Below are 14,795 nucleotides of genomic sequence, written 5' to 3'. Positions count from 1 at the left end.
CCATTATTATGTAATGTTTTTTGCTATAATTTATCCAAAGCATTCTTTTGCTCGTCATTGACAATGTGGGTGTAGAGGTCTGTTACCTGAGTGCTAGCATGTCCTAGCTGATGACTGACGAGAACTTGAGATTTGGTTGCATCGTATAAACGTGTAGCAAGCGTATGGCGGAGCTTGTGAGGGGTCACTCGCACCTTGAAGTCCTCAGAATACTTTGCCACCATTTTTTCGACACTGGAAGCATCGATTCGATTAGGGATGCCACGATATTCAGTCAAAAAGAAGGCTGTATCAGTCTTTTCGGCCTTATATCGCTTACTCCGAATGCTCAGATACTCTTCTAAATAAGGCTTTGCAAAGGCAGCAACGTTGACAGAGTCCCTTTTTCCGCCTTTTCTTGTCACTTCAATGACCATCATTTTGAGATTGATGTCTTTTAGGTCCAGATTGACAGCTTCAGACAGACGAACACCAGAGGCTAGCAACAAGGCAATGATGGCTAAATCTCGTTCTTTGTTCTTGTTGAAGGAGGATAGCGCACGGTTAGAGAGCTTCTTAGGATACTCAGTATCGATATATTGGAGAAATTCTTCCGTCTCATCCCCTAAAAAGAGCTTCTGCTTAATATTTTCTGCACGGGCAGCCAGAGTTTCCTTTTTCTTCTTGGTAGCAACCTTTTTCATCACATTTCGATAGAAGTAAGGCTCACCCTGCTCGTTTTCAACTTCCTCAGTCAAATACTTATAGAGACTAGACAAAGCAGAAAGTGTTCGGTTAATGGTTGTCTGGGAAACACCGTTTTGGGTGGTGTTAGCATTGAGAAGCGGGCGCTCTCGCAGATACAGAATAAAAGCTTCCATGTCTTTCTTGGTCATGTTTTCCAAGACAGAGAGAGGGATCTCAGCAATATGCGAAGCATTCGTTATACCAGATTCTAGCACCCAGTTAAAAAAGCGATCATATTCTTTGAGATATTCATATAAGGTTGTAAAACTATAAGGCACTGCCAGTTTAGACTGGTAATATTCCAGAATGTACCAGGGCATAGTGGCTTTAAGTTTATCAATTCTTTCTAATAACAGTTCACGTCTCATCATATTTCTCCGTTTTTTATAATAGTAGTATAGCATATCTAGATATATTTTTCAAGAAAATTATAGTTTTTCGGAAAGATGAAAGAAGGCATAAAGGAGTTAACAAAAATTTTTTTTTGAGCAAAAAATGTACTTTATTCCCGCGAAAACTAAATCTTTCGCATACTTAAATTCTGTACATTATCTACTTGAAAACTAAAAATACAATCTTTTAAAATAATGTACTTTATAAAAATCTATGATAAAAAAACAAGTTCAAATTTGAACTTGTTTTTAAATTTTCCTATAAGGGACAAAATGTTCTCTTTTTCGTCTACGCCCTTTACAAAACATGCATGGCTCGATAGATCGTTTTATATTTGCAATCTTATCTACGATAGCCATTCTATAACGATGCTCTGGATTGTTCTTACAAATCCACCAAAATCTTAATTTCGTACTATTTGTGATTCTTTCTGGATCTCCTAGAATAAGATTATTAAGGTAGTCCCACTCATTCATTAAATCTTCAAAAGAGATATTATCTTGTCTTTCTTTTAATTCTGCACAAAATGGACACATTTCTTTAAGATCTTTTATCTCGGAACTTAAATACTTATTTAATATAATGCTGAAGCGCTCATGAAATTCAAAGTTACATTCTTTGCAGAGCCATAAATAGAACCTTTTTTCAGTTAATAATGGAACAAAACTATCTATAGGGACTTTATTATTTGGTGCCCACAATTTTGCTAGTTCAGGGTATAAGTAATCAAATGTATTAAACCCCTTCAGGGGCTTATCATTGTTGCAGTAAGGACAACACTGAGAAACTTCTCTTCGAATTGGGATAGAACATAAATATGTCCCATGACACTTTGAACAATCCCACCAATATTTTTTGGTCTCAATTGTTGTCTGAGCTAAATGAATAGGAATATTATTTTTATCACTCCATTCTTTAATCAGCTTTGGCTCTTTAAGGAAAATATTATTTTTAAATACCTCAGTCCTCCAGTCACATTGATTAGGACATGTTTGAAAGTTTTGATTTTCTAAATCAGTTCGACTGATCATTTCGGCTGGGCTACATTGAAAGTTGATTTTACAACAAGGACAAACCCAACTAACTACATTATTTGACTTAAACCAATATTCGGAAAAATCCCTTTCATTACTGAGGTCCCAAAATTCCCTCAAATAGGGATGTGTTTCGTTTAGTGTATTAAAATCCTGAAGTTTTTCTCTATTTGAACAAAATGGACAAGACCTATCTGTTTTTTCAAATAGAGAACATGAATACTCTCCGTGACAATTCGTACATTCCCATAACACATGAACATTAGATAATACATCAACTTGATTAGGTGTAATATTGTTCCTTTTAGACCACTCCTTGAGCATGGAAGAATTTAAAAAAGATAGAGGAGAAACATCAAAATCTTTATCCAATAACTCTTCAAATGAAGAATGACACTCCGAACAGTAATGACCGCTTCTTTTAATTCGGTTCAATAATCTATCAATAGATAATTCAAATTTGCAATGACACTTATCACATTCCCAATGAATAGGTACTGTTATATTGTAACTCAGCTTCAGTTCGTTAAATTTAAATTTGTTTAAATGATCACTATAGATTTTAGCTAAATTTGGATAGACAGATTTGTAATCGCAATGATAGGTAGTTTCATTGCAACCAAAATGAAATAAATCCCCACTTGTTAGTTGGAATAACCTTTTATTTGTCGCAGAATCTTTCCAACTTAATTGACAAGTCGGACATTTAAAATTGAACTTTCTTTTACTATTGAACGACAAAGTAAGAAGTTTCTCATCTAATTCTTCATCTTGCTCAATGCTGTAGTTTATATAATTTCTGAAATCGGGATAAACCTGAAGAACACTCTCATTTTCATCAATGGAACGTTCACCTAATCCACAATGGGGGCAACACCTAAGATATTCATAACTGTCAAGCTGCACATCAATGATTTTCGCTTCCCAATGGTGTTGACAATAAGGGCAAGACCAATAGGCATATTTTAAACTATTTGACGACAATTTTTTGGGGTCAAGAACATTTCGTTTTTGATCCCAGTACATGTAAATAGCTGGATTATCTTTAACTTTCTTGTTCATTTCTTTCCTCATTTATAATTAGTTTTGCTGTCCAGTAAGTTTTTAATAGAAACCACTTTAGTTGATTTTTGAGGATTTTCTTGTTCAATAAAACCACCAGAATGAAAATCTATTTCTGATTCAGCAGTAATGATATTGTCTACTAGGAAATCCTCACTGATAACCTTTTGAGAATATTTTAGCAATCCCTCTTCTTTTAAAAGCTCATTCGCAATTTCTGGATAGACACTTGTTTTGATTATTTGTAATAGTTTTTGATTCTCATCACTTAACTCATTTTCTCTTTGTAGCTTCTGTTTTAAATCTTCATTAGTTGACTGTAGTTCAGAATTTAAAGCACGTAATTTATCTGCTTCTTGTTTATAGCTAGCCGCAATATTTGCTATTTTCTTATAGTATTGGCTAATTTCCACCAATGCTCTTTTCATAGAACCTGGAGTACGATTTTTTGCTATAAAATTGTCAGGATCTATGGTCTTGTAAGTAATCACAGTCTCATAATTTTCATCTTGATATTTAATTTCACTTTCTTTTAAAAAATCCCTGAATCTTTTATTACGTCTAATGGTTGTATCCGCAACATTTTGATAGCCATGATTCCTCACATAGTCACCGAACCGAGGAATTTTTACCAAGCTTAAATCACAGGAACACTGGGAAATTAAATACTGTTCAAACAAATGAATCAATTCATCATCAGAAATTGATTTCTTTCTAGCCATTAGACTTATTCTCCTCTAAAGATAGTTGTTTAGCATTTAAGTAATCTTGATAGGTATTGCTAACTGTTTTTAATTTCAACAAAGCTTCTCCAATATCTTCAATATGACCCTTCCCTTGTCTAACTTTTCTAATCGCTTCATTTACAACCATAGCTTTTTCATCAACTGACTTTTTAAATGATTTATCCATTGAAAAATAATCTTTACCTGCTTTACGGTAAAAAGGACAGCTCGTACAAGCACCTAGTTCTGCATGCTCACTAATAACTTTCAGACAATCTGAATAATCACCTTTCGCAAAGCGGGGTGAGTAACACCGTCCTTTATTTTCTAAAGTGATGTATTGTCCTTGTGCTGTATAAAATGGCTGCCTCTTACTTATGGCGTAATTCGTGTTTTTACTCGTTAGTTTACGATACATTTGATAACTACGACATTCAATAAATTGGCTTAAATTTGAAAAATAGTGAGATGAAGTTGTCACACTTTCATGACCAGCTAAAAGCATAGCTGTAACAGGACTAGCCCCTTCTGCAATTAAATTGATCATTGCAATATGTCTCGTATCACCAATATGAATCAAATTAATCTCGTTTTCATCTAATCTAACTGGAAAACTAAAATAATTAACTTGATAACCGTATTTTTGAGAAATTATCTCATTAAAAAAATACCTCAAAATAGTATTGAGATTAGTGTAAGTTAAAAATCGGTTATTAACACCTGTTCGACGACCCCAACGATTATAATGGGGATCGGTCACAAATAATGTATCTAATTTAGTAGACCGATCATTTTCCGTAAGTTTGAGATAAGTCTTTATTTCAGAAGCTAATGAATTAGTAATTTCATAAGTATTCAAAATATAATCTTCAGAAATTTTATGTTCAACAAGTCGATCCCTTCCTTTGATTATATTTCTCCTTAATGTAAGAAAATATTTTCCATCTTTCTCGGTCAAACAGTTTCTTTGAATTAAAAGAAATTCTCTTGGCCTTAAGGGTAAAATCGCTGTAATCTGCCACCAGAGATACAATGGATAATAAAATAGACGTTCTTTCTTAGATAATGTTTGAGACCAATAATCATTTAAAATGTCATTAAAAGTAAAATAGGATTGAAATTGCGCTAATTGTCTTTGCTGTTTTGACTTCTGCCTTTTTTGAAGGTTGAGAGTTAATTTATTATCCAATTGCTCCAATAGTTGACTTAGTTGAATATCATCTGAACAGGGAAGATTTGAGAAAAAGTCAATACATAAACCAGGAAATATTACAGAGATATTTTCTAAATCTAAAAACGTATCTTTGGTTGTATTTTTGATAATACGTTTAATATCTCTTAGAAATAGCTGCAAAGTTTCTAAAACATGTTGTTTCATTGAGAAAACAATAAAACTTTTTAAGTAATCGATAAATTCCTTATAAGGCAACTGAAAAATTGATTGATAAAATCTCCTATATTGAAACTCAGGAATGTTAAAAAACAGGCTAATATTGGCATATTCATTTGTAGTTTCCCATTTCTTATGATCAAAATCGTAACTTAGAATAATTCCTTTTTCAAAATAATCATCGAAAACTTCTTTTGCTCGCAGAACACAATCACAGTTAAATGGTTCAAAATAATTTTCAGTTTTAAAAAGTTTAGCTTGATTGTTCAATTTATTAACTCCTTTATTATTTCTTCGTAATCATGCAACACGTCATCCCCATATTGCTCGCATAAAGCTTGCAACATTTCAGTTAAACAAGGTTTTATTTGTTCTTCTAAAATACTCCGAATTTTACCTTTTTCTAAATCAGTTCGAACTCTAGAGTATTGTTTGTTCAAACGATTGAATTCTCCTACTAATAACAATAAAGTAGATTTAGTTTGTAGTTCATAATGACAACCGATGCAATGTTGTCTATCGTCATATGGACAAATCTTTCCAAGTGCAGACAAAAGACACATGCTTTCACCTTGTTTTGAGAAGGCTTCACCGTTTCCTATACGATGACAAATAGTAAGAAGTTGATTAGGCTCTGCTTCTTCTTCTACCAAAATCTTTAATGCCTTTTGCGATTTCACTTCTGCCTGAATACTTAAAGCCAATGTTTTTTCGATCTCATTTGGTGTCAAATCTAACTGTTTAATCATCTGAGTTTGTTGACTAGGACTTAATTCTTTATACTTTCCTCTGGTAACAATCGTCAGGAGCATTGATGGAATCATAGATAAAACACCTCGTTCAAATAGTTCTCTCGCAACCATTTCTGGTTTAAGCTGACTTAGTTGGGCATCTTTTAGGTACGTTGTTGTGGTTTGAGCAAATTCATCGAATGAACCTTTATGGCTACGGGCTAATGCAGCTAAAAAATAGCCTTTAATATTTAACTCAGATTTTTCTTGCAAAACATCATCTGCTAACATGGCAACAGTTTGAAGATAGGATTTATTTGCAGATCTAGAACTAAAATTCCTTTCAAGAAATAAGTCTCCAATTTCTTTCCCCATATATCGGCTAATTCGTTTATATTCTTTTATTTGTCGAATTAAAGGTTCATTATTATTATCTTTATTCAACTGATAATGAGCTTCACAGATAGCCAACAACGTTCCAATCAATACCTGACAGCTCTCAGGGACCTGAAATTTAATCTGACTAATATTTTTAGTTCCCTTTGTTTTGTTTGGAGTAATATTTAAATAAGTTAAACGAGTTGTAATACTTAAAAGAGTTCTTCTTGCCTCACTGCTACTCCAATCCCCACTTCTAACTGATTTTAGAACTTCTTTTGGTGTTCTAGGAAGTTGTGGATGCCCAAGTTGTTCTAAATCTGTTCCACGTAGCGCACATATAAAATGAAGTGCTAGAAATAGCCATGTATCTGCGTAGTCTTTTGAGATTGCTGCTTTATAAAGCATATCTTCTTTTCTAATGTAATCGTCATTAAAAAGAAAATACAGTAATTCTAAATATTCGTCTAACTCATAAGCGTTAGTCTCCTGTTCTAATGTGTATCGAGGTGTAAATTCATATCTTTTGTGATAGTTACATCTCGTTTTATTCATTAACCACTTTAAAAAATCAATAAAAACTTCGCCTTTTTGCTTTTCAAGTGCATATACTGCTTCTTCAACCAACAATTCAATTTCATTATCATTACAGAGGAATAAATCTCTTTTTAGATAATAAGCAAGAAAATCTTGAACATAAAAGATGTTTTCTTTAGATAAGTTGCTATCTTCTGAGTATTGCTGAAAATATTTGTAAGTTAATGGGAATTTTTGTTTAAATATAGGCTGAATTCCTGCTAAACCAGTTGGTCCAAGAAGATAATTGGTTATTTTTTCTATTAATAATTGAGCCTCTTTATCTGAGATAGAATAGTTATCCAAATCAATTTCTATGTTAAACCAATTGTTATCAACTAAAAACTTACTAATTTTGCCTTTATACTGTATATCGTTTTTTCCGAGTTCACTTAACAGATTTTCAATCAAAGATTTAATTGAATAAGTCATACATTACCTTTCTAACTTATCACCAAAAAGTTCATTTGCTTGCCAATTCATATAGTCAAAAACGCCATTGTTGACTTGACCATATTGTTTTGCGATTTCACCTTTATTTTGCAGGTAAACCCAAGCACTCTCAGGAGATTTATCACCTCTTGCAGACATGAGTTCACTAATCTCAGAAACCCCAGATAAGACTAACTGTGTCGTGTACCAGTGTCTGAAAATATGTGGGGAAATATTATGTTCCTGTAAAAGTTGACCGAAGAAAACAACCTCTGCATCATCGGACTTTAAGAAGATTGGGATCATCTCTTCACGAATAATCTTACGAAAACGTTGATAGTATACATCGTATGATAATGCTTTTCCTCGTCTGTTAAGATTTAATGGCCCATAGTCCTTCTCATACTTCTTACCTTCCAGATAACTCATATAGTCGTTATAAGTGTCTAAAAAGACCTCCAAGAAGATATAAGGTACTGCTTGAAGTCTTTCCTTTTTAATCCGTCCAATCGGCTTTAAATCGCTTCTAAGAGGTATTTCTTTTCGTAGATCGATCTCAATCTTAAATACTTGACCATCACTTTGGTGAAATAAAATACCTGGTCCTAGAGGACTATCTTCACGTCTTACGTTACATGCTTCTGATGGTCTTAAGCCAACAAAGGCCCCCAAGGCCACAACCATGAGTAAATCCTTATGATAGTGTGCAATGTGAGAAAACAACATCTCAAAAGCACTATTTGGCATATCGCGAAAAATAGCTTTCTCAGTGTTGCTATCATCCACGTAGATTTCAAAATTTGGTTCTTTACGCTTTATAACCCGTCCTCTACTATTCGTAAAAGTTGTCGTAGTATACAATTCTTCTGCTTTTAACTTAGCCTTTCCCTCTCGCTCACTTAAATAAAGAGTTAAGAAGTCGAGAATTGCATTTACGCATTTTTCAACAGTGCTTTTCTTTCTTTTCCCGCTATCTTCAGGTAACTGAGATAATCCATAAAGCGTAAAAAACTCTCTGACCATCTCAAGTGTAAGTTGATCTACACTTTTAAGTCCAAGAGTACCAAATATGAAATTAAGAAACTTAACAACGTAAGAAAAGCGTTTATTCCCATCATCTGAAATCGACTTGATTCTTGAAGTAGATTTAACATAACGATGAAAATCAGTAAATTGTAAGTTGCCGTCATCGTGTTTCAGAACGATAAATTGCTTTGTCACGATGTTGTTATCACCTAAAACCAGTGAATGTTTATATACAACAAATCTCATGTTATCTCCTTGTTTAATATGACTGAAGGTTCTGACTGGGGTTTAGGATGTCAATACACAAAAAAACGATCAAATCAGTACCATTTTCCTTTGTGCTCTAAACTGCATAAAGGGAATATCGATGAGTACTTTCATTGATCGTTATTATTATTTAAATTAATTCAATAATAAAAGTAACTTCATCAAAGTAATAAGAGCAATTAATTAGCTCAGCAACAACGATAACCACAGCAACTCCTTCTAAACGATGAAAGGAATATCCGCCGTGGCTATCTATTTACTTTTTTTCTTTTACTTTTGTAAGTTACTTTTGTTATTTTTACTTTTTCTGTATTATATCATATTTTGATTAAATTGTCATCTGAGATAGTGATTTTAAAAAAGCTGGAAATTTTTTCAATTGTATATTTTGACAATAAAAAACACTTTAATATCAATTTAATGATTTTAGAGCGTTTTTAGCTTATTTGATTTTAAAGTTGTCGTCTATTCCTCAGAATTACTTGAAGAACAGGAAAAATTCGACAACAAAGTAAGTCGATCTATTCAGTTATAAAACCTATGAAGGTCTTTCTGCTGGAACTAGCCACTCCTACTTTGGAGATGTAGATTATACTCTTACTTATTCAACTGATAATATCCCTCATGATTTCTCCTCATGATGCGTCTGTGGGACTCAAAAGTTTTGGGAAACCTTTTGAGGATTAGTTTCGTTTCACTAACAAACTCACACACTCCACATGTAGTGTTAGCTTTTTTCTATACTAATAGACGAAAGAGAAAAAAAGTGATTTTAGAATTATACTGTAGAAATAAATATTAACTTTGGTAATGACTAACTTTCTAAAATATCTTCAATAAGCGGTTCTATCCTCTGGATAATAAATCAGAAATTCTAAACTGCATGTAAACTCTATACAATTCAAGGTACTTCAGAAATCAAACATCTTCAACACTATTTTCAACTTATCTAAATAAATAAAATAAGGAGGAAAGTTTATTAACCTTCCCCCTTATGACTTTTTGAAAACCTCTTTCAAGGATTTCACGCCGTCGTGGCACTAAAATATAACTATATTATTCTATCATAACCAGCAACTTTTTGCAACACTTACTTGCCAATTCTATTAAAAAAATTTTTATTAATATCAAACTTCAATAGTAACATATTTTTTAAATAATATGATTGAATAGCTCGATCAATCCTTTTAAGAGAGAATCTATTAAAAGAATTTAAAATTTTTAAACCTTGATAAAACTTTAAAACTCTATTATTCCTTTTAGGAGTAAGTAACAAATCAGAGATAAAAAGTCTATTGATTAGAATACTATTTCCCGTCCTATATCTGGTTATGAGACCAAAGTGTGCCAATTGGTTTCTCAACTCACGCAGTATTTCACAAGCGTTAATGAATTTTTCTCGACTCCCACTAATAGAGGAATCAAATCCCATCTCACTCATAATTTTATTTTGTATAGCAATGTCTAATCCTTGGAATAAAACCAGCAAGTCATTCAACATTAGTGTATCAATAATAACCCAAAGCGGAGGATTTTTATAGCTAGAAATATATGGATATTTAATTTTACAGAAGTCTGAATAAGATAATTCAAAAAATCTTCCCTCTATGTTATTAATTTGAATCGTCACATTCATAGAACCGTTTAATGAAGAAATATTACTAGGAGTATTAGAAGCTTTTATTGAAAATCTCCCTCGATATTGATTTATTTTAAGGTCATCAACTATTCCATCAAAATCACCTTCTAGGTTGTAATATACATCTCCGTTACGAGTATGAGAGGTACTAATTTTACCTGTAAACATTACATCTTTAATCTTGGCAGAAATAGTATGCACTCTAAAAAAAGAATGCGTTTTTTTATTATCTCCATGAGTATAAAAATACTCTGTAAAAGAATTTCGATTGTGTGCTATCGGTAGCACATAACAATTGATATCTAAATACTTTAAGTTAGAAGCAATACCATTATTGCAATGAACTTTTGAAAATTCGTATGCAATTCTCGACTTCAGTTCAACCTCAATCTTTTCGATTTCTTGAAATAGGTACTTAGCTATATTTCTATCCAATGTGTATATTCTCTCAAAATCTTTAAAAGAGACTCTTTTCATATATTTTTTAGGGTTAGAGGTCTCCAAAAAAATAGTTTCAAAACCATTTATAGAATTAAAATAATTTTTCTGCTGAATAAAACTTACCATCCCTGGCTCATCGGTAATCTTCAAATTCCTGCCCCGTTGAATCAAAATCTGCTCTTCAATAGTTTTAAACGCTTTTTCTCTAGTCATATTTTATTATCCATCTGCAATATCTTTGATTATATTATATTTTCGAAAATATAACTATCAAATATAAAAGCCTTAATAGTTATTTTTCTTGTTTACTTTCAAAGTCATTCAACAATTTCAGTATACCACAAAAACGCAAATTAGGCTGTAACGAAAATGTTTTCCAGCTGTTATTACAGCCTTTCTTTTTCTATAACTGTACCTCAGTTCCCTCTGTGAAGGGTACTCTAATTTTCCTATCCTCTTAAATGCTGATGTGGTCTAGAAGTTGATTCATCATAACTCATTCAAATTTATCTAAATCTAGTATCTGATACATCTGCTTAGCATAGTCCTTATGAAGAAGATTTGTTGCTTGCTCTAGCAAAATAAAAATTACTTGATACCTCTAATCACGTACCTCTCATCATAGATTTTATAAATTACAAATAATCGTAATCCACCTACTTGTCGTCACGATGCAAACCGCTATATATTATCAGCTACTGATCCTTTTTAAACGTTGGATAGAATTTGTTTATATAGGAGGTGAAAGTTTTGACATCAATGCTACAGCCCCGTTATAATGCATCTGTGGGACTCAAAAGGTTTGGGAGTTCAAAGCTCCACTGGAGCTTTGAAATAAAAAAGCGAGAGATTTAGCTACGTTTCACTAACAAACTTACACACTCAACATGTGCTGAGAGCTTTCTTCTATACTAATAGACGAAAGGGTGTGAAAATGATTTTTAAATGATACTGTGGAACGGAACAGTAGCCCTAGTATTGACTACTGTCGTTTCTATTCATATTGGCTATTCTAGGACTGAGATGAAAAAATCTATAAATGCTCAGAATAAAATTGAACCCGCAAATCTCCCCAAAACAATGGTGAGTCATGTACTTGTATTATTCCGAAAAAATACACCTCTGGTGCAGTGAGACAAATTGGTGTATCTTATAGTGGCTTCGTAGATGAAAGCTATACTCTACTATCACTCTTTGATGATGTAGAACAAATTGAAAAAGATAATAGACTTCAGACAGCTATTGATGTTGTCAGAGAACAGTTTGGTTTTTTAGCCATACAAAAAGGAACCGTCCTAACTGAAGGTTCCAGAAATATTGAACGCAGTAAACTTATCGGTGGTCATTCCGCGGGTGGATTGGAGGGATTAAAATGAAACAAGAAAAAAATACAGTACAATTTTCAGAAATCCGTAGCAAAGGATGTAATGATATTGAAATGCTTGAAAGATTTTTACATGGAATCGTTGAAACAGCAACTTCAAAACTTCGTCAGAGAAAACTCAAAACAACTGAAATATCGATACGACTAGTACATGCTAAATCTGAAAACCGATTACCATTGGAATTTACATTTAGCATTAAGCCAACAAGCTCATCTGTGATAATCTATACTGAGGTAATCAATCGCTTTAAAGAATGTTACACAGGTGGGGGAATTCAAGGTTTTACGATTCAATTTGATAAAAATACCCTTGCCTCTGCATAGAAAGGATTTGATATGATTGACCGTTCATATTTACCATTTCAATCAGCAAGAGAGTACCAGGATACAAAGATGCAAAAATGGATGGGCTTTTTCCTATCTGAACATGCATCAGCACTCTCTGATGATACAAACAAAGTAACGTACATGTCTGACTTATCACTAGAGAAGAAATTATTACTCCTCAGTCAAGTATACGCCGGGCAGCTACGCACACGCATTCAAGTGATTGAAAAAAACAAGCGTGTTTCCTACACTGGAACAATACCAAGTCTGACCAAAGATTTCATTTTGATAAAAACTACAACAGGTCACATCAATTTGAAATTAAAAGACATTATTAGTATTGAACTTGTCGAGGAGGTGCTCTATGAATCAGCTTGAGTTTCAGCGTAATCACCTACAAATGGACTATTATAGCGAGAGCTACCAAGATTTTGAACGTGACTTCTACCGCTACTCTAACATGAATATTCCATTGACCTTCCTAACTGATGATATCCTAAAAACAATGGCGACTTCACGTAAGAATTACTTTGTCCTCAATAAGGAAAAGTCCAGAGATAACCGCGATCACTTCTTCATATTTGAAGTAAGTACCGTAGATGAGAATCCGCTAATCTATCATTATACATATAAGAAAACTACAATATATTTAGCAGAAAAATAGGAGCAGTTCAATTGACTGTTCCTATTTTTAATATTCATAAAATCTAAAGTCTTTATACTCTTTAACAATGGAGTCGCCAACCAGAACAGACTATACTGACCAGCGACTACCTTAAATTTAATGTTTCAGATTTATTTTCTTATCTCTAATTTCATAAACTACATCTGCTACATTTTCGAGTAATCGTTTATCGTGGGTGATAAACACGATAGTTCCGGTGTACTCCTTCATTAGTATTTCCAAAGCCTCTAAACTTGGTATGTCAAGGAAGTTACTGGGTTCATCCATTATTAGGATGTTATATCTACCCATGAGCATTTTAGCAAGCAACAATTTTATAATTTCTCCACCGCTTAAAACAGATAAACTTTTTCCAATATCGTTCTGTTTGAACCCCATAGATGCTAGCACTGAACGAATTTCTGATATATTGTAGTCACAATCCTTCTGCATAAACTCCATAACATTCTGATTACTGTTGTACTTGTAACCATTCTGTGCAAAGTAACCTATTTTTGCCTTAGGCGAAATAGAAATTCCTTCTTCATGGTTTAAGATCATTTGGATTAAAGTTGTTTTTCCGATTCCATTACCACCAGTTAACGCCACTTTTGCTCCTAACGGAATTTGAAAAGATGCATTTTCAAACAGAGCCTTATCCCCAAATACTTTATTAATTTCTGCACCGACTATAGGGTATGGATTATGGAGCTCCAATGCTTTACTTTGCCTGAAACGAATTCTGCGAATGCCTTCCGGAGCTTCTACTTTTCCTAAGGCCGCAATCCTGTGCTCTAGGGTTTTAGCAGCATTATACATCTTTTTTTCCTTACTTCCTATTGATTTTTGATGAGCTAAACGCCCTCCGTCTTCAGTACTTTTTTTCTTTGAAGAACCTTTTGCCTTCTGTTCTATTTTACGAGCCTGTTTTCGCTTTTCCTCCGCAGCCCTTTCCAATCGGGCACGTTCCGCAATAAATTGTTCGTATTCTGCAGCTTGGCTCTTACGTTCTTCCTCTTTCTGACGAAGATAATCAGAATAGTTTCCCCAATACTCAGTGATTTTGCCATCTTTCAGTTCCCATATTTTATCTACTATTTCATCAAGAAAATAGCGGTCATGGCTAATAACTAACAGTGCACCTGTAAAATATTTTAGCTGTCCTATTAGAAAATCAATTCCTTCACGGTCTAAATGGCTCGTAGGTTCATCCGCTAAAATACCATGAACCTGTGCCGATAAGGCCTGTGCTATTTTAAGCCTTGTTTCTTCACCACCGCTCATAGTCTGTATATTTAATTGCTCAACACCTAGCTTGCCTACAAGTGCAAAATCTTTTTCCTCCTGCAGAGTTACTTCGTCCAACTGGGGAATATAGGCAAGTTCACCCAGACGATTCATTTTACATCCTGGGGGAGTTAATTCTCCTAAAAGTACCCTGAGTAAAGTGCTTTTTCCAGCACCATTTGCTCCTACTAAACCAATACGGTCATAATCATATACTTCTAATTCATTTATATCTAAAACATCGCGTCCTTTGAATTCCACACGAATGTCTTTTGCTTTTAATATTAATTCCATAACATTTCCTCCTGTCTAT

12 protein-coding genes and 1 pseudogene are annotated in these 14,795 nt (G+C 33.4%); 4 read left to right on the top strand and 9 right to left on the bottom strand.

The genetic code is table 11. The features are described 5' to 3' along the window. Positions 1 to 23: 23 nt before the first annotated feature. The 8 genes and pseudogenes from xerS to PCY06_RS10730 all read right to left on the bottom strand — a co-directional run. Positions 24 to 1,094 (bottom strand): tyrosine recombinase XerS, encoded by a 1,071-nt coding sequence (xerS, locus tag PCY06_RS04925; protein WP_061595745.1) that lies wholly within the window; start codon positions 1,092 to 1,094, stop codon positions 24 to 26. Positions 1,095 to 1,367: 273 nt separating this feature from the next. Then, the gene (locus PCY06_RS04920; protein ID WP_301387087.1) at positions 1,368 to 3,215 is read right to left on the bottom strand and encodes a zinc-ribbon domain-containing protein; all 1,848 of its coding nucleotides are present in this window, start codon (positions 3,213 to 3,215) and stop codon (positions 1,368 to 1,370) included. A gap of 8 nt (positions 3,216 to 3,223) precedes the next feature. Continuing rightward, complete coding sequence (locus tag PCY06_RS04915; protein ID WP_036757412.1) at positions 3,224 to 3,937, bottom strand: hypothetical protein; 714 nt, start codon at positions 3,935 to 3,937, stop codon at positions 3,224 to 3,226. Further along, on the bottom strand, positions 3,930 to 5,600 hold the full coding sequence (locus tag PCY06_RS04910) for a hypothetical protein (protein ID WP_036757408.1): 1,671 nt from the start codon (positions 5,598 to 5,600) through the stop codon (positions 3,930 to 3,932). Before PCY06_RS04910 ends, PCY06_RS04915 begins: the two co-directional genes overlap by 8 nt. After that, positions 5,597 to 7,447: a hypothetical protein gene (locus tag PCY06_RS04905; protein ID WP_009731043.1), complete on the bottom strand. Its 1,851-nt coding sequence runs from the start codon at positions 7,445 to 7,447 to the stop codon at positions 5,597 to 5,599. The genes PCY06_RS04910 and PCY06_RS04905 overlap by 4 nt, the downstream gene beginning before the upstream one ends. Before the next feature lie 3 nt (positions 7,448 to 7,450). Further along, positions 7,451 to 8,719 (bottom strand): site-specific integrase, encoded by a 1,269-nt coding sequence (locus PCY06_RS04900; protein ID WP_082307643.1) that lies wholly within the window; start codon positions 8,717 to 8,719, stop codon positions 7,451 to 7,453. A gap of 1,111 nt (positions 8,720 to 9,830) precedes the next feature. Then, positions 9,831 to 11,033 (bottom strand): Abi family protein, encoded by a 1,203-nt coding sequence (locus PCY06_RS04895; RefSeq protein ID WP_003007328.1) that lies wholly within the window; start codon positions 11,031 to 11,033, stop codon positions 9,831 to 9,833. Positions 11,034 to 11,277: 244 nt separating this feature from the next. Beyond that, positions 11,278 to 11,397 (bottom strand): annotated as a pseudogene (locus tag PCY06_RS10730) (site-specific recombinase resolvase); the annotation flags it as partial. A 553-nt stretch (positions 11,398 to 11,950) separates the two neighbouring features. Here PCY06_RS10730 and PCY06_RS04890 point away from each other — a divergent pair. The 4 genes from PCY06_RS04890 to PCY06_RS04875 are packed head-to-tail and all read left to right on the top strand — an operon-like array spanning position 11,951 to position 13,195. Then, positions 11,951 to 12,196: a hypothetical protein gene (locus PCY06_RS04890; protein ID WP_001813542.1), complete on the top strand. Its 246-nt coding sequence runs from the start codon at positions 11,951 to 11,953 to the stop codon at positions 12,194 to 12,196. Continuing rightward, a complete protein-coding gene (locus tag PCY06_RS04885) occupies positions 12,193 to 12,528 on the top strand; it encodes a hypothetical protein (RefSeq protein ID WP_000806926.1) in 336 nt (111 codons plus the stop codon). The genes PCY06_RS04890 and PCY06_RS04885 overlap by 4 nt, the downstream gene beginning before the upstream one ends. A 12-nt stretch (positions 12,529 to 12,540) precedes the next feature. Next, on the top strand, positions 12,541 to 12,909 hold the full coding sequence (locus tag PCY06_RS04880) for a hypothetical protein (protein WP_000567222.1): 369 nt from the start codon (positions 12,541 to 12,543) through the stop codon (positions 12,907 to 12,909). Beyond that, positions 12,896 to 13,195 (top strand): DUF5960 family protein, encoded by a 300-nt coding sequence (locus PCY06_RS04875; RefSeq protein ID WP_001072467.1) that lies wholly within the window; start codon positions 12,896 to 12,898, stop codon positions 13,193 to 13,195. Before PCY06_RS04880 ends, PCY06_RS04875 begins: the two co-directional genes overlap by 14 nt. 117 nt (positions 13,196 to 13,312) lie before the next feature. On the opposite strand, the gene msr(D) is transcribed toward PCY06_RS04875, so the two are convergent. Continuing rightward, on the bottom strand, positions 13,313 to 14,776 hold the full coding sequence (gene msr(D) / locus PCY06_RS04870) for an ABC-F type ribosomal protection protein Msr(D) (RefSeq protein WP_000420313.1): 1,464 nt from the start codon (positions 14,774 to 14,776) through the stop codon (positions 13,313 to 13,315). Positions 14,777 to 14,795 lie beyond the last annotated feature (19 nt).

The organism is Streptococcus sp. SG1 (assembly GCF_030439935.1).
In the GTDB taxonomy this organism is placed as follows: domain Bacteria; phylum Bacillota; class Bacilli; order Lactobacillales; family Streptococcaceae; genus Streptococcus; species Streptococcus gordonii.
Note: the sequence above shows the minus strand (reverse complement) of the source record. Positions and strands in the feature narration are given on the sequence as shown.

Coding starts and splice junctions, on each gene's coding strand:
- xerS (WP_061595745.1), bottom strand. CDS start 1,094: ATGAGACGTGAACTGTTATTAGAAAGAATTGATAAACTTAAAGCCACT.
- PCY06_RS04920 (WP_301387087.1), bottom strand. CDS start 3,215: ATGAACAAGAAAGTTAAAGATAATCCAGCTATTTACATGTACTGGGAT.
- PCY06_RS04915 (WP_036757412.1), bottom strand. CDS start 3,937: ATGGCTAGAAAGAAATCAATTTCTGATGATGAATTGATTCATTTGTTT.
- PCY06_RS04905 (WP_009731043.1), bottom strand. CDS start 7,447: ATGACTTATTCAATTAAATCTTTGATTGAAAATCTGTTAAGTGAACTC.
- PCY06_RS04900 (WP_082307643.1), bottom strand. CDS start 8,719: ATGAGATTTGTTGTATATAAACATTCACTGGTTTTAGGTGATAACAAC.
- PCY06_RS04895 (WP_003007328.1), bottom strand. CDS start 11,033: ATGACTAGAGAAAAAGCGTTTAAAACTATTGAAGAGCAGATTTTGATT.
- PCY06_RS04885 (WP_000806926.1), top strand. CDS start 12,193: ATGAAACAAGAAAAAAATACAGTACAATTTTCAGAAATCCGTAGCAAA.
- PCY06_RS04880 (WP_000567222.1), top strand. CDS start 12,541: ATGATTGACCGTTCATATTTACCATTTCAATCAGCAAGAGAGTACCAG.
- PCY06_RS04875 (WP_001072467.1), top strand. CDS start 12,896: ATGAATCAGCTTGAGTTTCAGCGTAATCACCTACAAATGGACTATTAT.